We start from the raw sequence: 26,050 nt of genomic DNA on the forward strand, positions 1-26,050 counted from the left end.
GAGGACGGCGAGTGCCGACCGGGGTGCATCTTCGAGACGCGCGGCAGCAGCTGTTCGACGCCGCCGAACGCGTCCTGCTGCGGGACGGTCCGAACGCGCTGACCAGCCGGGCCGTCACCGACGAGGCGGGCTGCGCCAAGGGAGTCCTGCACCGTCACTTCGCGGACTTCGGCGCCTTCCTCACCGATCTCGTACTCGACCGGGCCGCGCAGCTCGAGTCGCAGGCGGTTGCGCTGCGGGAGTCCGCCGGCACCGGGACGGTCGTCGACAACCTCACCGGCGCGCTGACCGTCCTGTTCGGACCGATCCCGATGGCGATCATCCCGCTCGTCACCTTCCGGGACCAGCTGCGCGAGCGGCTGCGGCACGCCACGCCCGGCGGCGGCGTCGCGATCCTCGCCCAGGCCACGACCGCCGTCTCCGCCTACCTTGCGGACGAGCGCGATCTGGGCCGCATCGCAGTCGACGCCGACATCGACTCACTCACCCTTTCCCTGGTCGGCGGCGGGCATCTGCTGTTCACGGACCGCGAACCGGGCCCACCGGTAACCGCGGCCGTCCACAGGTTCGTGACGTCCGTCGTCACCGGCGCCGTACACCGGCGACCCGCGCGCTGACGTCCGCGACCTCCTCCGTTTCAGGGCGACGGCCCCCGGCGGCGGACCCGTTCCCGCACACCCCTTGTTCTGGCGGGAGCGCGGCTGCACCCAGGTCACGTGTGACCCTTGACACAGCTCCGGCACCACTGCATTCTTCCACCATTCGGTTGGTGTCTACCGAGTAGTGGAATCGACCTCGTCGCCAACTCGGAGTACCCGCATGGGACACCGCATCAGATCCCGCGTCCGCGTGGGAGCGAGCGCCGGAACGTGCCACCTGTTGCGTCACGGGGCCCGCGGTCCCGGTGAACGCAGGACCAAGGCGGTGCCGGCCACCTGCTCCCGGGGCACGTCGGGGACTGACCGCCGCCCCCGGGTGCTGGATACAGGTCGCGACCACGTCCGCCCGCATGTGCGAAGAATGCCCCTCGCCCCCACCGTGCAGGTGCTCGATGCCGCCGTCCGCGGCGTCCCCGCACGACAGTCGCCCAAGGGCGCGCCCGCGTTCCCGGCGACGTCGTCATGTACGCCATCCCCCCCGACCACCACGGTGCCGATCCGTGGCGCGGCCCCCTCATCTCCGGCGTCGTAGAAAAAGGGTGCTACATGTTCCTCGCCAACTATCAGCAGGACTACAGTCCGGTGGGCGATTCGCTCGGGCTGTCGTCCATCGTCGCAATCCTTCCGCTGCTGGTCCTCTTCGTCCTGCTCGGCGTGGTGCGGATGAAGGCGTGGCTCGCCTCGTTGATCTCCCTCGTCGTCGCCGTGGTACTCGCGGTCGCCGTGTACTCGATGCCGGTCGCCGACGCGCTCAACAGCGGCCTGCTGGGAGCCGCGTTCGGCTTCTTCCCGATCATGTGGATCGTCATCAACGCGATCTGGATCTACAACCTCACCGTGGAGACCGGTCACTTCGACGTACTGCGCCGGTCGTTCGCGTCCATCAGCGACGACCAGCGGGTACAGGCGATCATCATCGCCTTCTCCTTCGGCGCCCTCATGGAGGCGCTGGCCGGTTTCGGCACCCCCGTCGCGATCAGCGCGGTCATGCTGATCGCCCTGGGCTTCAAGCCGCTCAAGGCGGCCACGGTCGCCCTGGTCGCCAACACCGCACCCGTCGCGTTCGGCGCGATCGCCGTGCCGATCACCACACTGGCCGGCGTCACCGGCCTGCCCGTGGACGACCTCGGCGCGATGGTCGGCCGGCAGACCCCGATTCTGGCCCTGTTCGTGCCGCTGGCTCTGGTGTTCATCGTGGACGGCCGCAGGGGGCTGCGGCAGACCTGGCCGCCGGCGGTGGTCTGCGGCGTGTCCTTCGCGGTGTTCCAGTACCTGTCCTCGAACTTCTGGTCCGTGCCGCTCGCCGACATCGTCGCCGCGCTCGCCTCCGCGCTGGCGGTCCTGGTGTTCACCCGTCTGTGGCACGCCGAGGAGACGTACCAGGAACGCGACGAGGACGAAGGACTCGACGGCGCCGACGGCGGCTCCAGCGGGCCGCACACCCCCGGGGGCGAACCGGCCCCTGGCCGCGACGAGTCCGCGGACAGCCAGGTGCTGACCCGGGCCCGCGCGGACGCCGACCGCGACATACACGACTCGCCGCTGGACGTCTTCAAGGCGTATGCGCCCTACCTTGCCATCATCGTGGTGTTCGTACTGGCCACCCGGGTTCCGGCGATCACCGGAAAGCCGCCGACCGGCGTCGGCGCCACCGGTACCGGTCTGGAGTCGGTGACGCACATCGTCAACTGGCCCGGGCTGCACATCCTCAAGGCGAACGGCGACCCGGTCGCCACCACCTTCAAGCTCAACTACCTTTCGGCGGCCGGGAGTCTGCTGCTGATCGCCGGACTGATCAGCATGGTGCTCATCCAGGTCGGGCCGCGCCGCGCCCTGCGCGCCTACGGACGCACCCTGGACCAGCTGAAGTTCGCGGTGCTCACCGTCATGCTGGTGCTGGGGCTCGGCTACATCATGAACGAGTCCGGCCAGACCACGACGCTGGGTCTGTGGGTGGCCGGGGCCGGCGGCGCCTTCGCCTTCCTCTCACCGATCCTCGGCTGGCTGGGCGTTGCCGTCACCGGATCCGACACCTCGTCCAACTCCCTTTTCGGCGCCCTCCAGATCACCGCCGCCCACCAGGCCGGCCTGTCGCCGACCCTCATGGCCGCGGCCAACTCCTCGGGTGGTGTGCTCGGCAAGATGATCTCGCCGCAGAACCTCGCCATCGCCGCGGCCGCGGTCGGCTTCGAGGGCCGCGAAGGGATCCTCTTCCGCCGGGTCATCGTGTGGAGCGTGGTCTTCATGCTCTTCATGTGCGTGCTGGTCTATCTGCAGAGCACCCCGGTGCTCGACTGGATGGTCGTGGACACACCGGCGAGCACTCCCTGACGAAGGCGTCGGTCCGAGGCCCCGTCAGTACGGCAACGCCACTGGCGTGAGGTCATGGTGTGTGGCCGACGGGTCGCCCCGCCGACGGTGGAAGCTCACCTCGGCGGGACGGGGAGGAACACCCGGATTGTGCGAACCCTTCTGTTCCTGCGGCCCATGAGCCGCGCGAGGTTCGGCGGGCAGGGGGTCCAGGGCCCCGACGAGCGGTCGGTTCGGCCGGCGAGGCGAAAGCGAGGTGGTTGGATGGGGCGGTGAGCGCGATCCGGCAACGCACCCGTGTCAGTGGTGGGCCTCTGGGAGATCCGACCTACCGCATGCTCTGGGCCGCCCAGTTGGGCTCGGCCGTCGGCGGCTGGATGCAGGCCGTGGGAGCACAGTGGATGCTGGTGCACCGCCCGGGCGCCGCCACCTGGGTCTCGCTCGTGCAGGCGGCGAGCCTGCTGCCGGTGATGTTCGTGTCGCTCCCCGCGGGCGTGCTCGCCGACGTCCTGGATCGGCGTCGGCTGCTCATCGGCGTGCAGAGCGCGATGACGGTGCTCGCCGCGCTGCTGACGTTGCTCACCGCCACCGGTCGGACCACTCCCGCCGTCCTCATCGCCTTCACCTTCCTGCTCGGTTGCGGGCAGGCCGTCGGCAATCCTGCGTGGCAGGCGATCCAGCCCGAGCTGGTCCCCAGGGAGCAGATCCCGGCCGCGGCCGCTCTGGGGAGCCTCAGCGTCAACGTGGCGCGCGCGGTCGGCCCCGCCCTCGCGGGCCTGCTGCTCACGTTCACCTCCACCTGGGTGCTGTTCGGCATCAACGCGGTGTCGTTCACCGCCGTGATCCTGGCGCTGCTGCGCTGGCGCCGGAGCGGGGAGGAGCGCGCCGCGCCCGAGGCGGTCGTCGCCGCCCTGCACGCAGGGGGCCGCTATGTGCGCCATGCCCCGGGCGTGCGCCGGATCCTGTGGCGGGCCGCCCTGTTCGTCCTGCCTGCCAGCGCCCTGTGGGCCCTGCTGCCCGTGATCGCCAGCGTGCGTCTGCACCAGGGCTCCGGCGGCTACGGCCTGCTGCTCGCCGCACTCGGGGCGGGCGCGGTGGCCGGGGCGCTGGGCATGGGCCGGCTGCGCAAAAAGCTGACTGGCAATCAACTTCTCTTGTCCTCAGGACTGCTCTACGGCGCCGGCGTACTGGTCACGGCCTACTCCACCAGCCTGCTCGTCGTCACCGCGGTGTCCGTCGTGACGGGATCGGGGTGGCTGGTCACCCTGTCGACGCTGAACACCTCCATGCAGCTGACGCTCCCCGCCTGGGTCCGGGCCCGCGCGCTCGCGGTCTATCTGATCGTCTTCCTCGGCGGTCAGGGCGTCGGCTCGCTGCTCTGGGGGTTCGTCGCGCGTCCGCTGGGCGCCCAAGGGGCACTGGTGCTGGCCGGCCTGCTGCTGGTGGCCGCAGCGGCGAGCCTGCCGCTGCTCCCGCTGCTGCCCGACACCGGCACGCTCGACCGGACCGTCTCCGCCCACTGGCCGGAGCCCGCCCTGGTCTTCGACACCGTCGGCGACACGGGCCCCGTGCTGGTGGAGGTCGTCTACGAGGTGGACCCCGAGGAACTGTCCGAGTTCCTCACGGCGGCCGAGCGGCTGTCCCGCTCCCGCCGCCGCACCGGAGCGACCCGCTGGCGGTTGTACCAGGACGCGGCGGACCCGGTGAAGGTGTACGAGGTCTTCGAGGTGCCCAGCTGGGACGAGCACCTGAGGCAGCATCATGAACGGACCACCGGCTTCGACCAGGAGGTCCTGGAGCGGGTGCGGTCCCTGTCGCGCACCGAGCCGCGACTGCGGCACCTGCTCCCGGCCGGGTCGGCGACGGCCGGCGGCTGACCTCGGACCAGGGGCCGGGCGGTCGGCGGTTGCCCGGTGAGCGCACGCCCGGGCCGGGGCACGGCCGGAGGTTTTCGATCGGGGCCGGGGCGCGAGTGGCGCGCCCCGGGCACCGTTCAAGAGGTTCTATCCCCTCGGGACGATCTCTTCCAGGTTCTGCGTGTCGATCAGGGTGGGGATGGTGACACTCGTCACGTACTGCTCGCCGAGCCCCGGCTGGCCGAACCAGGGCCTGATGGGCCCGGCCTGCACGGTGAACGCCTTGATGACGCGGTAGAGGTGGTAGTTGTACGCGGGAGCGGCCGGGTCGTACTCGTCGAGGTTGGTCGGCGGCAGCGCGCGCTTCGCGTAGGGCGTGCCCGCGGGCGCAAGGAAGTTGCCGGTACCCCTGCCGAAGAGGTCGACCAGCTGCCCCACCTTGAGCGTCCTCGTCGACTGGACCGGACGACCGTTGCGGAGCACGAACCCGTTGTTGTCCGGGTACCACCAACCGGACTGGTTCTGCTGGTTCGTCTGCCAGTAGCAGCCCAGGAACCAGTACTGCGATGTGCTGTCCTCCGGGTGGTAGCCCCGAAGCATCCTTCCGATCGGCCCGGTCCGGGGCAGCCGGCTGGGCCCGAGCCGCCAGTCGTTGTGGTAGTAGTTCTGCAGCCCCGTCGGCGGAGCAATCGTCGTACTGGCCGACCGATGGGTGATCGGGCAGTCGCGGGCGGCCCGTTGGACACGGACTTCGTCGGCCTGGACGGTGGCCGGGGCGGCTCCGACCAGAAAGAGCGCTGACGCAAGTGCGCTCAGTGCGAGACGCCGCAGTCGCAGTACGCGCATTCGAGTCCCTTCTCTTGCGGTGCCGGCCGGCACCGCCTACGCGGTCATGACGGTTGACCGCGAAGAGGGCTGCGACAAACGGATCCCTGCCGCGCGGCAGGGGGCAGTCAATGCGCGCCGAACGAAGGTGGGGCCGAGATCGCACCGGCGGGCCCCCTGAACGGCGCAAGGAAAGACCTCGAACAGCCGAGCAGCGAACTCACCGTGGGCGCACCGGGATCGGCCCCTGGGTACCGCTGCGCGGCGGACGTCATGGTGGCCCCGCCGCATCGCCGCCCGTACCGGATCCCCCGCAAAAGCGCCAGGGACCCCGACCCTGAGGCCGAGGTCCCTGGCGATACCGGATGCGTGAACGTCCGCCGCCACCGAGCGCGCGGCGGACCCGCGCCTCACCGCCGACCCGCCCTCACCGCGGACTCCGCGGCCCACGGCGGCCACTGGACCGCTCGTTCCGTGTTGCCCGCATGCCCCGTCGCTCCGGCGCCGTCTCCGGAGCGACGGGAATCAGTGGCCCGCCGTCGGGCGTGCGACCGCGGGGATCAATGGAGGCTGCCGACGAGTCCCACGTGGAAGGGGTTAAGTTCCTCGGTACGTCCGGCGAGGACCTTCATCAGCCACTCCGGGTCGCCGAGAAGGGCACGGCCGACCGCGACGAGGTCGAACTCCTCCCGCTCCATGCGGTCGAGCAGCTCCACGATGTCGGTGACGCTCGCCTGCTCCCCCTGGAACACCTGGAGGAACTCATTGCTCAGGCCCACCGAGCCCACGCTGATGGCGGGCTTCCCCGACACCTTCTTCGCCCAGCCCGCGAGGTTGAGGTCGGAGCCCTCGAACTCGGAGAGGTGAAAGCGCCGGGTCGAGCAGTGGAAGATGTCGGCGCCAGCCTCGGCCAGCAGACCGAGGATGGTCTCCAGTTCCTGCGGCGTCTCGGCGATCCGGGCCGGGTAGTGGTTCACCTTCCACTGGGAGAACCGGAACGAGATCGGGAACTCCGCCGACACGGCCGAGCGGCAGGCGGCCACGATCTCGGCCGCGAACCGGGTGCGGCGGGCGACATCACCGCCGTAGCCGTCGGTGCGCCGGTTGGTGTGGGCCCACAGGAACTGGTCGACCAGATAACCGTGGCCGCCGTGGATCTCCACACCGTCGAAGCCGAGTGCCTCGGCCGCGGCCGCGGCCGTCGCATAGGCGGCGACCACGTTGTCGATGTCGGCCTGGGTCATCGTGTGGCCCGAGCGCGCGCCGTCCAGGGCGATACCGGAGGGACCGATCGCCGGGGCCCCCGGCACCGGAGGATTGCCGGCGGTGCGGTCCATGCCGACATGCCACAGCTGGGGCATGATCCGGCCGCCCGCCCGGTGGACCGCCTCGGCCACCGCGGACCAGCCGGCCAGCGCCTCGTCGCCGTGGAAGTGCGGTACCCGGGCGCTGGTGCCCGCCGAGTCATGACCGATGTAGGTGCCCTCGGTGAGGATCAGGCCGACGCCGCCGGCGGCCCGCCGGGCGTAGTACCGCGCCACGTCCTCGCCCGGCACTCCGCCGGGGGAGAACTCGCGCGTCATCGGAGCCATCACGACACGGTTGGGCAGGGTGAGACCACCCAGGGAGAAGGGACGGACCAGGACGTCCCTGGCACGCTCGACCGGATTCGCGGGCATCAGTCTTCGCCTTCGATTGGGAGCCGACCGCACGGCGACGGGGGATGACACCGTACGGTCGGCGGCTTGGATGGGAGGTGGTGCCTGGGTGCGGCCGGGCCGCACTCAGTCCACGTGCGGAGTGCGGACGGAGTCCTTGTCCGGTGCGCTTTCCGGGGCCGCCGTCGCAGCGGCCGCCGGGTCGGGTTCCGGGGTCACGCGGATGAACCAGGCCGTGCCGAACGCGATCACCGACAGGACGGCAGCGCCGACCACGACACCGTGGAGTCCGCTGCTGACCGCGTCCTCGACGGTGTGGCGCACGCGGGTGGGCATGTCCTTCAGCAGGGCCGGGGTCAGTCCGCCGCCGGCGGTCAGCCGCTTCTCCGTGTCGGTGCCCAGCTGTTCGGCCAGGACGTCCGCCATGCGGCTGCTGTGCACGGCACCGAGGACGGCGACACCGAGAGAGCCGCCGATGGTGCGCACCAGGGTGACGGTGCCGGTGGCGGCGCCCATGTCGCGCGGGGCGGCGCTGTTCATGGTGGTGAGCAGGGTGCTCTGCATCAGGATGCCGACGCCTGCCCCGATGACCAGGGTCAGGGCCGAGGCGGCGACGAGCGGGGTGTCCGCGCCGAGCAGGAGCAGCAGCATCGCACCGGCCACGGTGACGGTGCCGCCGGTGAGCGGGACGGTGCGGTCCAGTCCCCCGCGGTCCATGAGCCGTCCGGTGGTGAGCTGGGCGGTGAGCATGCCGAGCATCAGCGGCAGGATCAGCATGCCGCTGACCGTGGGCGAGGCGCCCTGGACGAACTGCATGTACTGCGGGAGGTAGTTGATGACGGAGACGAGTACGGCGCCGACCAGCAGGCTGAGTACCTGTGCGAGGGTGAACTCCCTGCTGGTGAACAGCCGGGGCGGCGTGATCGGTTCCGTGGCACGCAGTTCGACGCGCACGAACCAGGCGAGGCTGAGCACGACCACGACGGCGAGCACGGCGATCTGCCAGGACGTCCAGGCGTAGGTGGTGCCGGCCCAGCTCGCGAGCAGGGTGAGAGCCAGGATGCCGCTGGTGAGCAGGGCCGCGCCGAGGTAGTCCACCCGCCCCGTTACCCGCTGCGCGGGCAGCCGCACGCCCTTGCCGACGGCCAGCAGGGCGACGATGCCGATGGGCACGTTGACGTAGAACGTCCAGCGCCAGTCCAGGTAGTCGGTGATGAATCCGCCGAGCAGCGGCCCGCCTACGAAGGCGACCGGCAGCATGACCCCCACCATCGACTGGATACGGCCACGCTCCTGCGGCGGTACCAGCACGCCGATCACCGACAGCGCCCCGACCATCAGTCCGCCCGCACCGAGGCCCTGGACGGCCCGGAAGGCGATGAGCTGGCCCATGCTCTGGGCCAGGCCGCACAGCACCGTGCCGATCAGGAAGAGCACCACGGAGCTGGTGTAGGCGCCCTTGCGGCCGTAGAGGTCGCCGAGCTTGCCCCAGATGGGTGTGGAGGCGGCCATGGTCAGCAGATACGCCGTCACCGACCAGGAGAAGTGGTCGAGTCCGCCGAGGTCGCCCACGATCGTGGGGAGCGCGGTGCTGACGATCTGCCCGTCGAGGGTCGCCAGGAAGATGCCGAGCATCAGTCCGAAGACGCCCAACCGGGGCAGTGCGGGCGGGTCGGCCGCGGAGGTGGGTGTCGCGGGGTCGTTCATGGCTTCCCCCAAGGCAGAAGTGGCGGGACGTCAGACGGCGTACGGGCGCAGGCTCCTGGCCTCGCGAAGGGCGTGCGCCCACCAGGTGAGCTGGTCGAGCATGGCCTTGGCCGCGACCTCGCAGCCGGGGTCGGTCGGCCTGCCGTCGGCGCCGAAGATCTCGCCGTAGTTGTGGAAGCTGACGGTGTTGCGGATGGTCACCGCGTGCAGTTCCGCGAGGACGACCCGGAGATGCTCGACCGCGCGCAGGCCGCCCGCGAGGCCGCCGTAGGACACAAAACCGACCGGCTTGGCGTGCCACTGCTCGTTGTGCCAGTCGAGGGCGTTCTTCAGCGCCGCCGGGAAGCTGTGGTTGTACTCCGGGGTGACGATCACGAAGGCGTCGGCCTCGGCCAGTCGCGGTGTCACCGCACCGAGTCGGGCCACGACCTCCTCGGAGGGGGCCTGGCCGAAGGCGGGGAAGACGGTGGGCAGCGGGGTCTCGACGAGGTCGACCACGTCGGCCGTCATGTCCTCGCGCTCACCGATGTGCCCGGTGATCCAGTCGGCGACGACCGGGCCGAACCGCCCGTCCCGCGTACTGCCGATGATCACCGCGGTCCGCAGGGGGGTACCGGTCGCGTCGCCCATGGGAAAGCACCTCCAGTTGTGTACGACGTATCCTCAACGTACAACGTACACATCCACGTGTACGTTGTCTACTGCTGATACGCTGTACACAGCACTGTTCGGCGGAAGGAACCCATGCGATGGCCTCCCAGGAGAGACAGGTAGAGACCGAGGACAGGGACCACGTCTCCGTGTGGGAACGCCTCGAACGCCCCGCGCCGGCCCCCCGCACCACCCTCACCCCCCAGCGGATCGCCAGAACCGCGGTCGGCGTCGCCGACGCCGAGGGCCTCGACGCGGTCACCATGCGGCGGCTCGCCACCGAGCTCGGCGTCGCCCCCATGGCCGCGTACCGCTATGTCACGGGCAAGGACGAACTCCTCGAGCTGATGGTCGACTTCGTCTACGGCGAGCTGGACCTGCCGGACGGCACCGACGGCTGGCGCACGACCATGCGCACCCTCGCCCTGCGTATCAGAGAGGTCCTGCTGCGGCACTCATGGGTGACCCGCGCGACCTGGTGCGCGCCCACCCCGCACCAGTTGGCCGTACCGGAGGCCGCGCTCGCGGCGCTCGACGGCCTCGGGCTGGACGCGGACACCGCGATGGCGGTCTACAGCACCGTCACCGCGTATGTGCACGGCGCCGTCGACTCGGAGATCGGGCTGACCCAACTGCTGCGGGTGCGTGGCTGGTCCAGCCGCGAGGAGGCCCGGACGGGACTCGCCTCGCAGATGACCTGGCTCATGAGCACCGGCCGCTTCCCGATGTACGCGCGCTACATCGGGGAGGCCGACCGCAAGGACGATCTGCAGTGGCAGTTCGAGACGGGTCTGGACTGCGTCCTGGACGGCATCGCGGCACGTCTTGCGGTCTGAGACACATCCCGAACAGGTCGCTCAGAAAAACAGAAGGCTCGCTACAGAGGAATTACATGTAGCGAGCCTTCGCTTGTCCGTGCCGGAATCCCCAAAATAGGTTCGCCGTACTTCGAGGCGGTGGGGGAAATGACCAAAGGATTCACGGACACCACGAAGACAGCACCCGGGACGACCGAACCGAGGGAGTGCGAGGGTGCCGCGTGCGGGCGCGACGGAACGGCGGGCCGGGCCCGCGATCTCGCCGCCGCCGGCAGCCGGCTCTGCCCGAACTGCCGGCTCCGGCTCACCCATGATCTTCAGCGGCTGCCGCGGCTGCACGACGAGTGCGGCCGGCTGCTCACCGGTACCGACCGGCCGCGCGATCGCACCTCCGGCGGCCCGCTGCCGGGCATGCCCTTCAACACGGCGGCCGCCGACGCGCGTTCGGCGATCGTCGGGCTGCTGCGGTCCTGGGCCGCACTGGTGATCGAGGAACGCGGTGTCGGCGCTCCGCGCGACACCCCGCCCCAGCTCGCCGCACTTCTGCTCGTGCACCTCGGCTGGCTCGCCTCGCACCCGGCCGCCGGCGAACTGTCCGACGAGGTCAGCCGGTGTGTGCGCCTGGCCCGTCAGGTGATCGATCCCGCTCCCCGGCGCCGTGTCCCGGTCGGCGACTGCGTGGTGCCGGGGTGCCGGGGCGTCCTGCTGGCGGCGGCGCGGTCCGGCTCCACCGCGGGCACGGTGGAGGTCGGCTGCGACGCCGATCCCGAGCACCGGTGGTCCGGTCAGGAGTGGCTGCGGCGGGGCGGAGGGGCGCAGGAGCGGCGCGAGCCCGCGGTCCGCTGGATGACCGCCCGGGACATCGCCCTGCTCTGGGGCATCGCGCCGGGCAGCGTGTACCGCCGGGCCAGTGAGGACCGGTGGCGTCGGCGCGCGCGGGGCGGCCGGACGTACTACCACGAGCAGGACATCCACGCGTCGCTCGGCGTCCGCACCTGAGCGGCGCGGGCCGCAGAACAAGCGGAAAAGAAGCTCTGCCAGGGGTTATTCACCTGGCAGAGCTTTTCTTTGTTGCCCGAGGAATTCAACTTGACAGGGGTTTGACACAAGCTTGTTGTCGAACTGTCATATCCGCATTGACATCGGCCGTGATTCCGAAGAAGCTCTTCATTAGCTTCCGCAGCACTGTGCCGATTCATCCGGCACACATTGGCCACGGACGAATATCACGACCCGTCAGAGGCGGCGCACCGAAGTCCCTTCCGGTGCGCCGCCTCGTCGTATCCCCATTCCGACGCCCCGGAGGACACATCCATGGACGCTTCCGTCATCGTCGCCGGCGCAGGTCCCACCGGACTCATGCTCGCCGGGGAACTGCGGCTCGCGGGAGTCGATGTCATCGTGCTGGACCGGCTTCGGGAGCGCACCGGCGAGTCCCGCGGGCTGGGCTTCACCACCCGCACGATGGAGATCTTCGACCAGCGCGGACTCCTGCACCGCCTCGGCGACATGGGTACCAGCAACGCCGGGCACTTCGGAGGCCTGCCGGTCGACTTCGGCGTCCTCGACAGCATCCACCAGGCCGCCAAGACCGTCCCCCAGTCGGACACCGAGACGATGCTCGAGGAGTGGGCCCGCGAACTCGGCGCCGACATCCGGCGCGGCCGTGACCTGGTCGCGCTGCACGACCACGGCGACCACGTCGAGGTCGAGGTGCGCGGTCCCGGGGGCGAGGAGGTCCGGTTGAGCGCGCACTACCTCGTCGGGTGCGACGGCGGCCGCAGCACCGTGCGCAAGGCGGCCGGCTTCAACTTCCCGGGCACCGCCGCGACCATGGAGATGTATCTGGCGGACATCAAGGGCGTGGACCTCGCGCCGCGGCTGATCGGTGAGACGTACTCCGGCGGCATGGTCATGAGCGGCCCGCTCGGCGACCGCGGCGTCACCCGCATCATCGTCTGCGAGCACGGCACGCCGCCCCGACGCCGCACGGAGCCGCCCTCGTACGCGGAGGTGGCGGCGGCCTGGCAGCGGATCACCGGAATCGACATCTCGCACGCCGAGCACGAGTGGGTCAGTGCGTTCGGCGACGCGACCCGGCTCGCCACCGAGTACCGGCGGGGCCGGGTACTGCTCGCCGGGGACGCCGCGCACATCCATCTGCCGGCCGGCGGCCAGGGCATGAACACCGGCATCCAGGACGCCGTGAACCTCGGCTGGAAGCTGGCCGCGGTGGTCCTCGGCACCGCACCCGAGGCCCTGCTGGACACCTACCACGGTGAGCGGCACCCGGTCGGCGAGCGGCTGATGATGAACACCAAGGCCCAGGGCCTGCTCTTCCTCACCGGAGACGAGATCCAGCCGCTGCGCGACGTGCTGAAGGAGCTCATCCACTACGAGGAGGTCAGCCGCCACCTCGCCGGGATGGTGAGCGGCCTGGAGATCCGCTACGACGTCGGCCCGGGCCCGCATCCCCTGCTGGGACTGCGCATGCCGCACCTGGAACTGGTGGGCGATCGACGCAAGACCAGCAGCACCGAACTGCTGCGCGCGGGACGCGGCGTGCTCCTCGACCTGGAGGACAACGCCGTCCTGCGCGACCGCGCGGCCGGATGGTCGGACCGGGTCGACCTCGTCACCGCCGAGCCCCACGGCGCGCCGGCCGGCAGCCCGCTCGCGGACACCTCGGCGGTACTGGTGCGGCCCGACGGGCACGTGGCCTGGGCGGCGCCGGGCAGCCATCACGACCTGCCCATGGCACTGGAGCGCTGGTTCGGTCCGTCCCGGATCCAGCAGTCCTGACAAGGAGAGACACATGCACAGCACCCTGATCGTGGCGCGGATGGAACCCCACACCGCAGACGAAGTGGCGGGCCTCTTCGGCGAGTTCGACGGCACGGAGATGCCACATCTGATGGGCACCCGGCGTCGGCAGCTCTTCAGGTACCGCGGCCTCTACTTCCATCTGCAGGACTTCGAGACCGAGGACGGCGGCGAGCGGATCGAGGCCGCGAAGACGGACCCCCGGTTCATCGGCATCAGCGAGGACCTCAAGCCGTTCATCACCGCCTACGACCCCGCCACCTGGCGCTCCCCCGCCGACGCGATGGCACAGCGCTTCTACCACTGGAGCGCACGGTGAGCGGCCCGTATGCAAGGCGGGTCGTGATCACCGGGATCGGGGTCACCGCACCCGGCGGGGTGGGCGTCAAGAACTTCTGGAGCCTGCTGTCCGACGGCCGTACCGCCACCCGGCGCATCAGCTTCTTCGATCCGTCCCCGTTCCGCTCGCAGATCGCCGCCGAGGTCGACTTCGACGCCGAACTGCTGGGCCTGGGCGCCCAGGAGATACGCCGGATGGACCGGGCCGCGCAGTTCGCGGTGGTCACCGCGCGCGAGGCGGTCGAGGACAGCGGCCTGGATCTCCACTCCCTCGATCCGCACCGCACCGGCGTGACCATCGGCAGCGCCGTCGGCGCGACGATGGGGCTCGACCAGGAGTACCGCACCGTCAGCGACAGCGGCCGGCTCGACCTCGTCGACCACGAGTACGCGGTCCCCCACCTCTACAACTACCTTGTACCCAGCTCCTTCGCCGCCGAGGTGGCCTGGGCGGTGGGCGCCGAGGGGCCGACCACCGTGGTGTCCACCGGCTGCACCTCCGGTCTGGACGCCGTGGGTTACGCCACCGAACTGATCCGGGAGGGATCGGCCGACGTCATGGTGGCCGGGGCGGCAGACGCCCCGATCTCCCCCATCACCGTGGCCTGCTTCGACGCGATCAAGGCGACCACCCCGCGCAACGACGACCCGGAGAACGCCTCGCGACCCTTCGACGGGACCCGCAACGGCTTTGTACTGGGTGAGGGCTCGGCCGTGTTCGTGCTGGAGGAACTGGACAGCGCACGCAGGCGCGGCGCCCATGTGTACGCGGAGGTCGCCGGGTACGCCACGCGCAGCAACGCCTTCCATATGACGGGCCTGCGCCCGGACGGACGCGAGATGGCCGAGGCCATCAGGATCGCCCTGGACGAGGCCCGCCTCGGACCCGAAGCCGTCGACTACGTCAACGCGCACGGCTCGGGCACCAAACAGAACGACCGGCACGAGACCGCAGCGTTCAAGCGCAGCCTCGGCGAGCACGCCTACGGCGTGCCCGTCAGCTCCATCAAGTCGATGGTCGGCCACTCGCTCGGCGCCATCGGTTCGATCGAGATCGCGGCCAGCGCGCTGGCGATGGAGCACGGCGTCGTGCCCCCCACCGCCAACCTGCACACGGCGGACCCCGAATGCGACCTCGACTATGTGCCGCTCACCGCCCGGGACTGGCGAACGGACGCGGTGCTTTCGGTGGGCAGTGGCTTCGGCGGGTTCCAGAGCGCCATGGTGCTCGCCCGTCCCGATCGGAGGGACGCATGAGCGAGTCAGGTGTCCGGGTCGCCGTCACCGGGCTGGGCGTGGTCGCGCCCAACGGCCTGGGCGCGGAGGCCTACTGGGCCGCGACCCGCAAGGGGACCAGCGGCATCGGACGGATCTCGCGCTTCGTGCCCGACCGTTACCCGGCCCGACTGGCCGGGGAGATCGACGGGTTCACCGCGGAGGAGCATCTGCCCGGCCGGCTCCTGCCGCAGACCGACCGGATGACCCAACTGGCCCTGGTGGCCGCCGACTGGGCGTTCCGGGACGCCGCCGTGCGCCCCTCGGAGCTGCCCGAGTTCGAGATGGGTGTGATCACGGCGAGCTCCTCGGGCGGCTTCGAGTTCGGCCAGCGAGAGCTTCAGGCTCTGTGGAGCAAGGGCGGCCGGTACGTCAGTGCGTACCAGTCCTTCGCCTGGTTCTACGCCGTCAACAGCGGCCAGATCTCCATCCGCAACGGCATGCGCGGCCCGAGCGGCGTGGTGGTCAGCGACCAGGCGGGCGGGCTCGACGCCGTCGCCCAGGCACGGCGGCAGATCCGCAAGGGCACCCGGTTGGTGATGTCGGGCGCCGTCGACGCCTCGATCTGCCCATGGGGCTGGGTCGCGCAGATGGCGAGCAACCGGCTGAGCACCACGCACGACCCGGAGCGCGCCTACCTTCCCTTCGACGGATCCGCGCACGGACATGTGCCGGGCGAGGGCGGCGCCCTGCTCGTGCTGGAGGAGTTGGGGCAGGCGCGGGCCCGGGGCGCCGAGCAGATCTACGGCGAGATCGCCGGGTACGGCGCCACGCTCGACCCCCGTCCCGGCAGCGGGCGTCCGCCCGGCCTGCGCAAGGCGATCGAGCTGGCGCTCGCCGACGCCGGGGCACTGCCCCGCGACATCGACGTGGTGTTCGCCGACGGGGCGGCGATCTTGGAGCTTGACCGGATCGAGGCCGAGGCGATCAATGGGGTGTTCGGCGAGCGGGCGGTGCCGGTCACGGTGCCCAAGACGATGACCGGGCGGCTCTACTCGGGAGGCGCGCCCCTGGATCTGGCGGCGGCGTTCCTCGCCATGCGGGACGGCGTGATCCCGCCGTCCATCGGCATCACCCCCTCCCCCGGCCACGCCCTCGACCTGGTCGTCGGCCACGAACGGACCGCCCCGGTGCGGTCCGCCCTGGTGATCGCCCGGGGCCACGGCGGATTCAACTCCGCGACCGTGGTGCGAGCCGTGGAGTAGGCGCTCCACGGGCCGTGCCGCCCCGAGCCCCGCGGACGGTCCCCGGCCGGTCGCGCCGTTGCCGCGCCCTCACGGGGCGGAGCATCGCACCGGCCTGCGCGGGCCCCGGCCCGCAGGCTCACGACGGCATGCGCAGGGCCGGGCGTGACCGCCTCCCCACAACAGCGACGAAAGGACAGCCACCATGCCCGCCCATGAGTTCACCCTCGACGACCTCAAGCGCATCCTGCGCGAGGGAGCCGGTGCGGACGAAGGTGTCGACCTCGACGGCGACATCACCGACACCGACTTCGAGTCGCTGGGCTACGAGTCCCTGGCCATGCTGGAGACCGGCAGCCGGATCGAGCGCGAGTTCCGCGTCACCCTGGACGACGACACGCTGACCGAGGCCAGGACGCCGCGTGCGCTCGTCGAGGCCGTCAACGCTCTGCTGGTGCCCGCCGAGATCGGCTGAGCCCGGCCCGGACGGCGCCCGCCGGTTCCCGCCGGCCACCGTCGATGCCCCCGGCGGGAACCGGCGGCGCGCTTCCCCCCTCCCCTCACTCCCCTCCCACCGCTGCCGCCGTGCGCCCGTCGGGCCCGGCGGCAGCGGCCTGTCAGCCGCCACCGACACATCCAGGAGACAGACATGACGCAGCAGAGCCCGAAGGTCGCCGTTGTCACGGGTGCGACCAGCGGTATCGGCCTGGAGGTGACCAGGCTGCTGGCCGGCCGGGGCCACCGGGTGTTCCTGTGCGCCCGCACCGAGGACGGCGTGACCCGGACGGTCAAGGAGCTCCTCGACGAGGGGCTGGAGGTCGACGGCGCCCCCTGCGACGTTCGCTCCCGGGACGACGTGGGGCGGTTCGTGCGACAGGCGGTCGACCGCTTCGGCACGATCGACGTGCTGGTCAACAACGCCGGCCGGTCGGGCGGCGGGGTCACCGCCGACATCACCGACGACCTCTGGTACGACGTCATCGACACGAACCTCAACAGCGTCTTCCTGATGACACGCGAAGTGCTCACCACGGGCGGCATGCGCGGGAAGGACCGCGGCCGGATCATCAACATCGCCTCCACCGCGGGCAAGCAGGGTGTGGTGCTCGGCGCCCCCTACTCGGCGTCCAAGCACGGTGTCGTTGGCTTCACCAAGGCGCTCGGCAACGAGCTGGCGCCCACCGGCATCACCGTCAACGCGGTCTGCCCGGGCTATGTCGAGACCCCGATGGCGCAGCGCGTCCGCCAGGGCTACGCGGCCGCCTACGACACCACGGAGGACGCGATCCTCGAGAAGTTCCAGGCGAAGATCCCGCTCGGCCGCTACTCGACCCCCGAGGAGGTCGCGGGCCTGGTCGGCTATCTGGCCTCCGACAGCGCCGCCTCCATCACCTCCCAGGCGCTGAACGTCTGTGGCGGCCTGGGCAACTTCTGAGACCTCGCCCAGCACTTTCGACGACACGAGGAGAGCACGTCATGACGACCCGTCAGGTCGAACACGACATCATCGTCGAGGCCCCGGCAGCCGCCGTCTACCGGTTGATCGCCGAGGTGGAGAACTGGCCCCGGATCTTCCCGCCCACCCTCTACGTCGACCACGTGGAGCGGGGGGCGGGTGAAGAGCGCATCCGGATCTGGGCCACCGCCAACGATGAGGCGAAGACCTGGTCCTCGCGGCGCACCCTGGACCCGGCGAACCTGCGGATCACCTTCCGCCAGGAGGTCTCCACCCCGCCTGTGGCCGCCATGGGCGGCACCTGGATCATCGAACCGCTCTCCGGCGGCTCCGCCCGGATCCGGCTGCTGCACGACTACCGGGCCGTGGACGACGATCCGGCGGGCCTGAAGTGGATCGACGAGGCCGTGGACCGCAACTCCCGTGCGGAGCTGGCCGCCCTGAAGACCAACGTCGAACTGGCCCACGCCGCCGAGGAGGTCACGTTCTCCTTCGAGGACACCGTGCAGATCGCCGGTTCGGCCAAGGATGCCTACGACTTCGTCAACGAGGCCGGGCTGTGGGTGGAGCGGTTGCCGCACGTGGCCTCCGTACGCTTCTCGGAGGACACCCCGGGACTGCAGACCCTGGAGATGGACACCCGCGCCAAGGACGGCTCGACACACACCACGAAGTCGTACCGAGTGACCTTCCCCCACCACAGGATCGTGTACAAGCAGGTCACGCTGCCCGCGCTGATGACGCTGCACACCGGCCGCTGGACGTTCACCGAGAACGACGGCGGTGTCGCCGCCACCTCACAGCACACCGTGGTCCTGAACACGGAGAACATCGCGCGTGTCCTCGGCCCCGACGCGACCGTCGCCGACGCCCGGGAGTACGTCCGCGGCGCGCTGGGCACCAACAGCCGGGCCACGCTGGGCCACGCCAGGGACTACGCCGAGAACAAGCGCTGACCATGGCCGGACCGGACACCGATGTGATCGTGGTCGGCGCCGGACCCGTCGGTCTGATGCTCGCCGGAGAGCTGCGCACCGGCGGTGCACGGGTGACCGTACTGGAACGGCTCACGGCGCCCACCACCGAGTCGCGGGCGTCGATCCTGCACGCCCGCACGATGGAACTCCTCGACGAGCGAGGCCTGCTGGAGCGGTTCGGCCAGTTGCCCGACGCCGGTCCCGGCCACTTCGGTGGCATGCGCCTCGACCTGCGCGAGGCCGGCGACAGCCCGTACGCCGGACAATGGAAGGCCCCGCAGACCCGGATCGAGGCCGTCCTGGCCGCATGGGCCACGGAGCTCGGCGTCGAGGTGCTGCGCGGTCACACGGTGACCGGCCTCGTCGAGGAACCCGATCGGGTCCGTGTCCTCGCCGACGGGCCGGACGCGGAGCGCCCGCGTCTCGACGCCGCGTACGTCGTCGGCTGCGACGGCGAGGAGAGCGCCGTGCGCCGGCTGGGCGGCTTCGACTTCCCGGGAACGGGTGCGACCAAGGAACTGCTGCGCGCCGACCTCGCGGGCATCGATCTGCGCGAGCGGCGCTTCGAGCGGCACCCGGAGGGGGTGGCCAACGCCCGCCGCGGACCGGACGGCATCACCCGCATCATGGTGCACGCCTTCGGCCGGGTCCCGGGGACGACCCGGACGCCCGCCTTCGCGGAGATCTGCGCCGTATGGGCCCGTGTCACCGGAGAGGACATCAGCGCCGCCCGGCCGGTCTGGGTCAACGCCTTCCACAACGCCCGGCGGCAGGCCGCCTGTTACCGCAAGGGCCGGATGTTCCTGGCCGGGGACGCCGCGCACGTCCAGCTGCCGGTCGGTGGCCAGGCGCTCAACCTCGGTCTGCAGGACGCGATGGACCTCGGCGGGAAACTCGCCGCGTACCTGGCCGGCCGGTCGGGCGCCGACCTGCTCGACACCTATCACGCGGTCCGCCACCCGGCGGGCGCACGCACGCTCACCCACATCGAGGCGCAGGCCCAACTGCTGTTCGGCGGCCCCGAGACGGACGCCCTGCGCGCGGTGTTCCGGGAGCTGCTGGACATCCCGGCCGCCCGGCGCGCACTCGCCGCGACGATCAGCGGGCTCGAAGGCGGCGGCCCCGTCGCGGTCCGGCCGCACGCCCCGGCCGCACCGCCCCCGTCCGACGGCGCCGCACCGACTCGTCAGCACACCACGACCAGGAGGATCACCATGGGCAAGCTCACCGGGAAGACCGCGCTCGTCACCGGCTCCAGCAGGGGCATCGGGCGGGCCACGGCCCTCCGCCTGGCCCGAGAAGGAGCGCTCGTCGCGGTGCACTGCTCCAGCAACGGGGAGGCCGCCGGGGACACCGTCGCCGCGATCGAGAAGGACGGCGGCCGGGCCTTCCCGGTGTCGGCCGAACTCGGGGTGTCCGGCGACGTGCACAAGCTCTTCCTGGCCCTGGAGCGGGAGTTGAAGGTGCGCACCGGCACCACCACGCTGGACATCCTGGTGAACAACGCCGGGGTCATGGGCGGGGTGAACCCCGAGGACCTGACACCCGAGAAGTTCGACCGGCTCTTCGCCGTCAACGCGAAGGCGCCCTACTTCCTCGTGCAGCGTGCGCTCGACAACCTTCCCGACGGCGGACGGATCATCAACATCTCCTCGGGACTGACCCGGGTCGCCAATCCGCAGGAGGTGGCGTACGCGATGACCAAGGGCGCCATCGACCAACTCACCCTGCACTTCGCCAAGCACCTCGGCCCGCGCGGCATCACCGTGAACAGCGTGGGTCCCGGAATCACCGACAACGGCACACCGGTCTTCGACGACCCGCAGGCGGTGGCCGCCATGGCGGGCTACTCGGTGTTCAACCGGGTCGGCGAGGCCCGGGACATCGCCGACGTGGTGGCCTTCCTCGCGAGCGACGACTCCCGCTGGATCACCGGCTCCTACCTGGACGCCAGCGGCGGCACCCTGCTCGGCGGCTGAGCGGGCGGCGGCCGAGCACATGACGACGCTCTCCTCCCGCCCCGCGTCAGGGTTCGGTGCCGGACAGCGGGCCCTGCTGTTCGTCCTCGCCGGGAACATGCTCATCGACGCCCTCGAGGTCTCCGTCGTCCTGGTCGCGCTGCCGGCCGTGGAGCGGGACCTCGGTTGGCCGGCGGCCGCCGGCCAGTGGGTGATGAGCGGGTTCGCCGCCGGGTTCGCGGCGCTGCTGCTCCTCGGTCCGCGCCTGGTGTCCCGCTGGGGCCGGCGGCGCGTGTATCTCGCCGCGCTGCCGGTGTTCATCGCCGCCTCGGTGGCCGGCGGGCTGACCGGCCAGGGGGCCGTACTGGTCGCCACCCGGGTGGTGAAGGGCATGTGCGCCGCGCTCACCGCCCCCACCGGGCTCGCCATCATCGGCTCCACGTTCCGGCCGGGACCCGAACAGCGCCGGGCGGTGTCGGTGTACTCGCTGTTCGGCGCCGCCGGATTCACGGCGGGGCTGCTGTCCTCGGGGGCGCTCACCGAGCTGAGCTGGCGCTGGAACCCGGTGTTCCCGGCGCCGGTCGCCCTGCTTCTGCTGGTGGCCGGCTTTCGTCTCATCCCTCGCGACACCGCGCCCGCGCCCGCCGTACCGCTCCGGGTGACCCTGGCACGGCTCGCACGCAACGCCCCGTTCGTGCGGTCGGCGGTGTGCGCGGCAACGCTCAACGGCACGTATCTGGGCCTGCTGCTTCTTCTCACCCACTGGCTGCACGACCGGTGGGGGTGGAGCTCCTGGCGTACGGCGGTCGCCTTCCTGCCCGCCTGTGTGCCACTGGCGGTCGCCCTGCCGTTCAGCGGACGGTTGGTGGCGCGCTTCGGCACCGAACGACTGATCGCGGCCGGCGGCTGCGCCGCGCTTGCGGGCTGTGCGACCGCGCTCCTGACGGGACCGCCGTCGGCGTACGCCTCCGGGGTGCTGCCCGTGCTGCTGTGCGTGGAGGCCGCCTTCGTGCTGTCCTTCGCGGCCCTCAATCTGCAGGCCACGTCCGGGATCGCGGCCGGGCACCGCGGCGCCGCGGTGCCGGTCTACCAGACGGCCGTGCAGCTCGGCCCCGTCGTGACCCTGCCGGCCGTGGCCGCCACCGCGGCCGTCGGATACCGCGCGGCGCTGCTGGTCCTCACCGCGCTGTCCGCTGCGGGAGCCCTGATCGCAAGCACGTCCCGCCGCCGCGACGGCCCCGGAGCAGTCGTCTGACACCACCGCACCCGGCCCTCAATCCACCTACGCGGACGAACGCGAACGGAGATCAACGATGCGTGTCCTGTTCACCATCTTTCCGGCGACGGCACACCTGTATCCGGTCGTGCCGCTTGCCTGGGCGCTGCAGAGCGCCGGGCACGAGGTCGTCGTGGCGAGCCACGCGGGCGTGGTGGACCCGGGAGTGATCGACAACATCGCCGCGGCGGGCCTCACGGCCGTACCGCTCGGCACGCCGGAGGAACTTCCGGCCGCGCTCGGACCGCACACCGGCGACGCCAAGCCCGACCGGCCCTCGCTCGGCTTCGACGCCCACGAAGCGGAGGACACGGGTTCCTGGCGTACGGCGCGTTCCATCCTCACGGGCATGTTCCGGCTGCACTACCCGGAGCCCGACGAGGCGGGTGCCCGAAGGCCGGTGCTGGACAACCTGGTCGACTTCGCCCGCGTGTGGCGCCCGGACCTGGTGCTGTGGGACCCGCTGATGTTCCCCGCGCCCATCGGCGCACGGGTCAGCGGTGCCGCGCACGCCCGACTGGTCTGGGGCATGGACAACATCGCGGTGATCCACGAGCGCACGAAGAGGGAACTGGCCGACCCCGCGGCGGAGTTGACCGAACACCCATGGCTGAGCTGGCTCGGCCCCATGCTGGAGCGGTACGGGCTCGAGTTCGGCGACGAGATGCTGCTGGGTCAGTGGACGCTCGATCTGACCCAGTCCCGGATGCGCGCGCCGCTCGATCTCACGCACGTCCCGGTGCGCCGGGTCCCGTACACCGGCTCGGCCGTGCTGCCCGGCTGGCTGCACACACCTCCGCAGCGGCCCCGCGTGGTGCTGTCCCTGGGCGTCAGCCGACGCAAGATCTTCGGCAAGTACAGCGGTTTCCCGATGCGGGAGTTCTTCGACTCGGTGTCCGCCCTGGACATCGAGGTCGTCGCCACGCTCAACAGCCGCCAGCTCGACACGGTCGGCACGCTCCCCGGCAATGTGCGCGCCGTCGAGTACGTCCCGCTCAACCAGGTCCTGCCCACCAGCTCCGCGATCATCCATCACGGTGGCGGCGGCACCTTCGCCTCCGCCGTCGCCTTCCGGGTGCCTCAGCTGGTGATGCCGCTGGTCATGTGGGACGAGATGGTCACGGGCCGCTATGTGGCCGACATGGGCGCGGGCCTGGTCGCCGACCCCGACGCGCTGGAGGTCGCGGGGCTGCACAAGCAACTCGTACGGCTCCTTGAAGAACCGTCGTTCCAGCTGGGCGCGCGCGCACTGCACGACGAGATGCTCGCCGCGCCCGCGCCGAAGGACGTCGTTCCGCTGCTGGAGCGACTGACCGCCGAGCGCCGCTGACCGCCCCGAGAGGACTGCCCGTCAGATGCGCGTACTGGTGATCTCCACCCCTGTACCGACCCACTTCCTCCCCCTGGTGCCACTGCTGTGGGCGCTGCGTGCCGCCGGACACGAGGTGACCGTCCTCGGCCAGCCCGATGTGCTCGGCGCCGTCCGGGCCGGCGGGCTCACCGGCATCCGGATCGGCGAGTCGTTCGATGTGAACGCGATGCTGCTGAAGGGGCTGCCCGAGGACCGGCGGCCATTGCAGGCAAGGCCCCGGCCCGAACCCGAACTGATCGGCGGCTACGGCAGGTTGTGGGGGGCCCATGCCACCTCGCTGCTCGACCGCTACGCCGGCGTGGCCGAGGAGTACCGCCCGGAGCTGATCCTCGCGGACCCGCTGGAGTACTGCTCGCTGATCATCGGAGCGCGGCTGGGGGTGCCGGTGGTCCACCACCGCTGGACGGTGGACGCCATCTCCGGCCCCGCCCGGCGCTTCGTCCGCCCCGACCTGCAGGAGCTGTGCGACAGACTCGGCCTGCCCGGGCTGCCCGATCCGGCCGTGCTGCTCGACCCGTGCCCGCCGTCGCTGCGGATACCGGACGGCGAGCCGGGCGTGCCGGTCCGGTACGTGCCGTACAGCGGGGGCGGCGAGGTGCCGGCCTGGGTGCGCGCGGACCGCGGCCCCGGGGCCGGGCGGCGCCGGGTCGCCGTGTCGCTGGGCAACACCCTTGCCCTGCACGGCGAGCGCTTCACCCGCGATCTGCTGCACACTCTCGCCGCGCGACCCGGCACTGAGATCGTGGTGACACTGCCCGAGCCGTACCGCACCGCGATCGGGCCGCTGCCCGATCGCGTGACGGCGGTCGATCCGCTGCCCCTGCACCTCTTCCTCGGCACCTGTGACGCCATGGTGCACCACGGCGGTGCCGGTACGGCGATGACCGCCACGGCGTTCGGGCTGCCGCAGCTGGTGCTGCCCCAGCTGGCGGACCACTTCCCGCTGGGCGACCGGCTCGCCGCGACCGGGGCGGGGCTCTCCTTCGACAGGGCGGCCCAGCAGGACGACCCGCGGATCGTCGGCGAGGCCCTGGACGATCTGCTGTCCGACCCCCGGTACGCCGCGTCGGCGCGGGGGCTGGCCGCGGAGACGGCCGCGATGCCGCCCCCGTCCACCGTGGCCGCCGACCTGGCGGACCTGGCCCGTGCGGCCGGACGACCGAGAGAGGCGAGCACACAGTGCGGATCGAGGAACTGAACATCCCCGGGGCCTACTTGATAACGCCCGCCCAGATCCCGGACGAGCGCGGGACGTTCTACGAGGCGATGCGCAGTGACGCGCTGGAGGGCGCCACCGGCGTCCCCTTCGGTCCGCGGCAGATCAACTACTCCGTGTCGAAGCGCCATACGCTGCGCGGGATCCACAGCGTGCGCATTCCGCCGGGGCAGGCAAAGTACGTCACCTGTGTACGCGGCTCGCTGCGCGACATCGTCGTGGACCTGAGGATCGGCTCCCCGACCTTCGGCGAGCACCGGGTCAATGTGCTGGACGCGGACTCCGGCAGGTCCGTCTACGTGCCCGAGGGTGTCGGCCACGGTTTCCTCGCACTCAGCGACGACGCCTGCATCTGCTACGTCGTCTCCACCACGTACGTGCCGGGCACGCAGATCGACATCAATCCTCTGGACCCGGATCTCGATCTGCCCTGGGACTGCCCGCAGCCCCCTCTCATCTCGGACAAGGACGCCAAGGCGCCCACCGTGGCCGAGGCCGTAAGGGCAGGCATGCTGCCCCGATTCGACAAGGCAGGCACACCGTGAAGATGCTGTTCGTCGCCGCGGGCAGTCCGGCGACCGTGTTCGCCCTCGCCCCGCTGGCCACCGCCGCCCGCAACGCGGGCCATCAGGTCGTCATGGCCGCGAACGACGACATGGTCCCGTACATCACCGCCTCGGGCCTGCCGGGGGTCGCGACCACCGATCTGCCGATCCGGCACTTCATCACCACGGACCGGGCCGGCAACCCCGAGTCGATCCCCTCCGACCCGCTGGAGCAGGCGCTGTTCACCGGGCGCTGGTTCGCGCGCATGGCCGCCTCGAGCCTGCCGCGGATGCGCGAGTTCGGCCTGGCCTGGCGACCCGACGTGATCGTCGGCGGCACGATGAGCTATGTCGCTCCGCTGCTGGCACTGCATCTGGGAGTGCCGCATGTACGGCAGGCCTGGGACGCCATCGAGGCCGACGGCATCCATCCCGGCGCCGACGCCGAACTCCGGCCGGAACTCGGTGAGTTCGGACTCGACCGACTGCCCGACCCCGACCTGTTCGTCGACATCTGCCCGCCCAGCCTGCGCCCGGCGGGCACGGCCGGGGCACAGGCGTTGCGCTACATCCCGGCGAACGCCCAACGGCGCCTGGAATCCTGGATGTTCGAGCGGGGCGAGCGCCGCAGGATCCTCGTGACCTCGGGGAGCCGGGTCGCCAGGGAGAGCTACGACAAGAACTTCGACTTCCTGCGCGGCCTCGCGAAGGACGTCGCGTCCTGGGACGTCGAGCTGATCGTCGCCGCACCCGACCAGGTCGCCGACGCCGTGCGCGAGGATCTGCCCGGCGTCCGGGCCGGCTGGGTGCCCCTCGATCTCGTCGCGCCGACGTGCGATCTGCTCGTCCACCACGCCGGCGGGGTCAGCACCCTGACCGGGCTGAACGCCGGGGTGCCCCAACTGCTCATCCCCAAGGGGGCCGTGCTCGAGAAGCCGGCCCGCCGCGTCGCCGACTTCGGGGCCGCGATCACGCTGCTGCCCGGCGAGGACTCGGCCGACGCCGTCGCGGACTCCTGTCAGGAGCTGCTGTCCAAGGGCGGATACGGCGAGCGGGCCCGTGAACTGGCCCGCGAGATCGCCGGCATGCCCTCACCCGCGAGCGTGGTCGCCGCGCTCGGCCGACTGGCGTGAACACACGAACCG

Annotated in this window: 22 protein-coding genes; 18 read left to right on the forward strand and 4 right to left on the reverse strand. The window is 71.2% G+C overall.

The genetic code is table 11. The features are described 5' to 3' along the window. The first annotated feature begins 11 nt into the window (after nucleotides 1-11). The 3 genes from RCR19_RS06860 to RCR19_RS06870 all read left to right on the forward strand — a co-directional run bounded on the left by RCR19_RS06860 (nucleotide 12) and on the right by RCR19_RS06870 (nucleotide 4,846). Entirely contained in the window at nucleotides 12-617 is a 606-nt protein-coding gene (locus RCR19_RS06860) for a TetR/AcrR family transcriptional regulator (protein ID WP_331264289.1), read from the forward strand. A 588-nt stretch (nucleotides 618-1,205) separates the two neighbouring features. Then, a complete protein-coding gene (locus RCR19_RS06865) occupies nucleotides 1,206-2,990 on the forward strand; it encodes an L-lactate permease (protein WP_331269365.1) in 1,785 nt (594 codons plus the stop codon). 251 nt (nucleotides 2,991-3,241) lie between these two features. Continuing rightward, nucleotides 3,242-4,846: an MFS transporter gene (locus RCR19_RS06870; protein ID WP_331264290.1), complete on the forward strand. Its 1,605-nt coding sequence runs from the start codon at nucleotides 3,242-3,244 to the stop codon at nucleotides 4,844-4,846. A gap of 126 nt (nucleotides 4,847-4,972) precedes the next feature. Here the strand turns inward: RCR19_RS06870 and RCR19_RS06875 are convergent, their stop codons facing one another. The 4 genes from RCR19_RS06875 to RCR19_RS06890 all read right to left on the reverse strand — a co-directional run bounded on the left by RCR19_RS06875 (nucleotide 4,973) and on the right by RCR19_RS06890 (nucleotide 9,645). Then, nucleotides 4,973-5,671 carry a TNT domain-containing protein gene (locus RCR19_RS06875; RefSeq protein ID WP_331264291.1) on the reverse strand — a complete coding sequence of 233 codons (699 nt, stop codon included), beginning with the start codon at nucleotides 5,669-5,671 and terminating at the stop codon, nucleotides 4,973-4,975. Nucleotides 5,672-6,210: 539 nt separating this feature from the next. Next, a complete protein-coding gene (locus tag RCR19_RS06880; protein WP_331264292.1) occupies nucleotides 6,211-7,329 on the reverse strand; it encodes an NADH:flavin oxidoreductase in 1,119 nt (372 codons plus the stop codon). A 105-nt stretch (nucleotides 7,330-7,434) separates the two neighbouring features. Beyond that, nucleotides 7,435-9,015 carry an MDR family MFS transporter gene (locus RCR19_RS06885; RefSeq protein WP_331264293.1) on the reverse strand — a complete coding sequence of 527 codons (1,581 nt, stop codon included), beginning with the start codon at nucleotides 9,013-9,015 and terminating at the stop codon, nucleotides 7,435-7,437. A gap of 30 nt (nucleotides 9,016-9,045) precedes the next feature. Continuing rightward, entirely contained in the window at nucleotides 9,046-9,645 is a 600-nt protein-coding gene (locus RCR19_RS06890) for an NAD(P)H-dependent oxidoreductase (RefSeq protein ID WP_331264294.1), read from the reverse strand. Nucleotides 9,646-9,764: 119 nt separating this feature from the next. On the opposite strand from RCR19_RS06890, the gene RCR19_RS06895 reads away from it, so the two are divergent. The 15 genes from RCR19_RS06895 to RCR19_RS06965 all read left to right on the forward strand — a co-directional run bounded on the left by RCR19_RS06895 (nucleotide 9,765) and on the right by RCR19_RS06965 (nucleotide 26,038). Further along, nucleotides 9,765-10,502 (forward strand): TetR/AcrR family transcriptional regulator, encoded by a 738-nt coding sequence (locus tag RCR19_RS06895; protein WP_331264295.1) that lies wholly within the window; start codon nucleotides 9,765-9,767, stop codon nucleotides 10,500-10,502. 129 nt (nucleotides 10,503-10,631) lie between these two features. Beyond that, on the forward strand, nucleotides 10,632-11,483 hold the full coding sequence (locus tag RCR19_RS06900; RefSeq protein ID WP_331264296.1) for a hypothetical protein: 852 nt from the start codon (nucleotides 10,632-10,634) through the stop codon (nucleotides 11,481-11,483). Nucleotides 11,484-11,798: 315 nt separating this feature from the next. Continuing rightward, nucleotides 11,799-13,286, forward strand: coding sequence for an FAD-dependent monooxygenase (locus tag RCR19_RS06905; RefSeq protein WP_331264297.1), 1,488 nt, complete (start codon nucleotides 11,799-11,801; stop codon nucleotides 13,284-13,286). A gap of 13 nt (nucleotides 13,287-13,299) precedes the next feature. Beyond that, entirely contained in the window at nucleotides 13,300-13,626 is a 327-nt protein-coding gene (locus RCR19_RS06910) for a TcmI family type II polyketide cyclase (protein WP_059130313.1), read from the forward strand. Continuing rightward, on the forward strand, nucleotides 13,623-14,903 hold the full coding sequence (locus RCR19_RS06915) for a beta-ketoacyl-[acyl-carrier-protein] synthase family protein (protein ID WP_331264298.1): 1,281 nt from the start codon (nucleotides 13,623-13,625) through the stop codon (nucleotides 14,901-14,903). Before RCR19_RS06910 ends, RCR19_RS06915 begins: the two co-directional genes overlap by 4 nt. Continuing rightward, nucleotides 14,900-16,126, forward strand: a complete 1,227-nt coding sequence (locus RCR19_RS06920) for a ketosynthase chain-length factor (RefSeq protein WP_331264299.1) — start codon at nucleotides 14,900-14,902, stop codon at nucleotides 16,124-16,126. Before RCR19_RS06915 ends, RCR19_RS06920 begins: the two co-directional genes overlap by 4 nt. 184 nt (nucleotides 16,127-16,310) lie before the next feature. Then, on the forward strand, nucleotides 16,311-16,580 hold the full coding sequence (locus RCR19_RS06925; protein ID WP_331264300.1) for an acyl carrier protein: 270 nt from the start codon (nucleotides 16,311-16,313) through the stop codon (nucleotides 16,578-16,580). Between the two features lie 174 nt (nucleotides 16,581-16,754). Next, entirely contained in the window at nucleotides 16,755-17,540 is a 786-nt protein-coding gene (gene fabG, locus RCR19_RS06930) for a 3-oxoacyl-ACP reductase FabG (protein WP_331264301.1), read from the forward strand. A 41-nt stretch (nucleotides 17,541-17,581) separates the two neighbouring features. Further along, on the forward strand, nucleotides 17,582-18,517 hold the full coding sequence (locus RCR19_RS06935; RefSeq protein WP_331264302.1) for an aromatase/cyclase: 936 nt from the start codon (nucleotides 17,582-17,584) through the stop codon (nucleotides 18,515-18,517). A 2-nt stretch (nucleotides 18,518-18,519) separates the two neighbouring features. Continuing rightward, on the forward strand, nucleotides 18,520-20,517 hold the full coding sequence (locus tag RCR19_RS06940; protein WP_331264303.1) for an SDR family oxidoreductase: 1,998 nt from the start codon (nucleotides 18,520-18,522) through the stop codon (nucleotides 20,515-20,517). A 19-nt stretch (nucleotides 20,518-20,536) separates the two neighbouring features. Beyond that, entirely contained in the window at nucleotides 20,537-21,751 is a 1,215-nt protein-coding gene (locus RCR19_RS06945; RefSeq protein WP_331264304.1) for an MFS transporter, read from the forward strand. A gap of 58 nt (nucleotides 21,752-21,809) precedes the next feature. After that, a complete protein-coding gene (locus tag RCR19_RS06950) occupies nucleotides 21,810-23,102 on the forward strand; it encodes an activator-dependent family glycosyltransferase (protein ID WP_331264305.1) in 1,293 nt (430 codons plus the stop codon). 25 nt (nucleotides 23,103-23,127) lie between these two features. Then, entirely contained in the window at nucleotides 23,128-24,342 is a 1,215-nt protein-coding gene (locus tag RCR19_RS06955; RefSeq protein ID WP_331264306.1) for a nucleotide disphospho-sugar-binding domain-containing protein, read from the forward strand. Beyond that, complete coding sequence (locus RCR19_RS06960; RefSeq protein WP_331264307.1) at nucleotides 24,324-24,905, forward strand: dTDP-4-dehydrorhamnose 3,5-epimerase family protein; 582 nt, start codon at nucleotides 24,324-24,326, stop codon at nucleotides 24,903-24,905. The genes RCR19_RS06955 and RCR19_RS06960 overlap by 19 nt, the downstream gene beginning before the upstream one ends. A 2-nt stretch (nucleotides 24,906-24,907) precedes the next feature. Continuing rightward, a complete protein-coding gene (locus tag RCR19_RS06965) occupies nucleotides 24,908-26,038 on the forward strand; it encodes a nucleotide disphospho-sugar-binding domain-containing protein (RefSeq protein ID WP_331269366.1) in 1,131 nt (376 codons plus the stop codon). Nucleotides 26,039-26,050 lie beyond the last annotated feature (12 nt).

It is taken from the genome of Streptomyces sp. WAC07094 (assembly GCF_036320405.1).
GTDB lineage: Bacteria > Actinomycetota > Actinomycetes > Streptomycetales > Streptomycetaceae > Streptomyces > Streptomyces lannensis.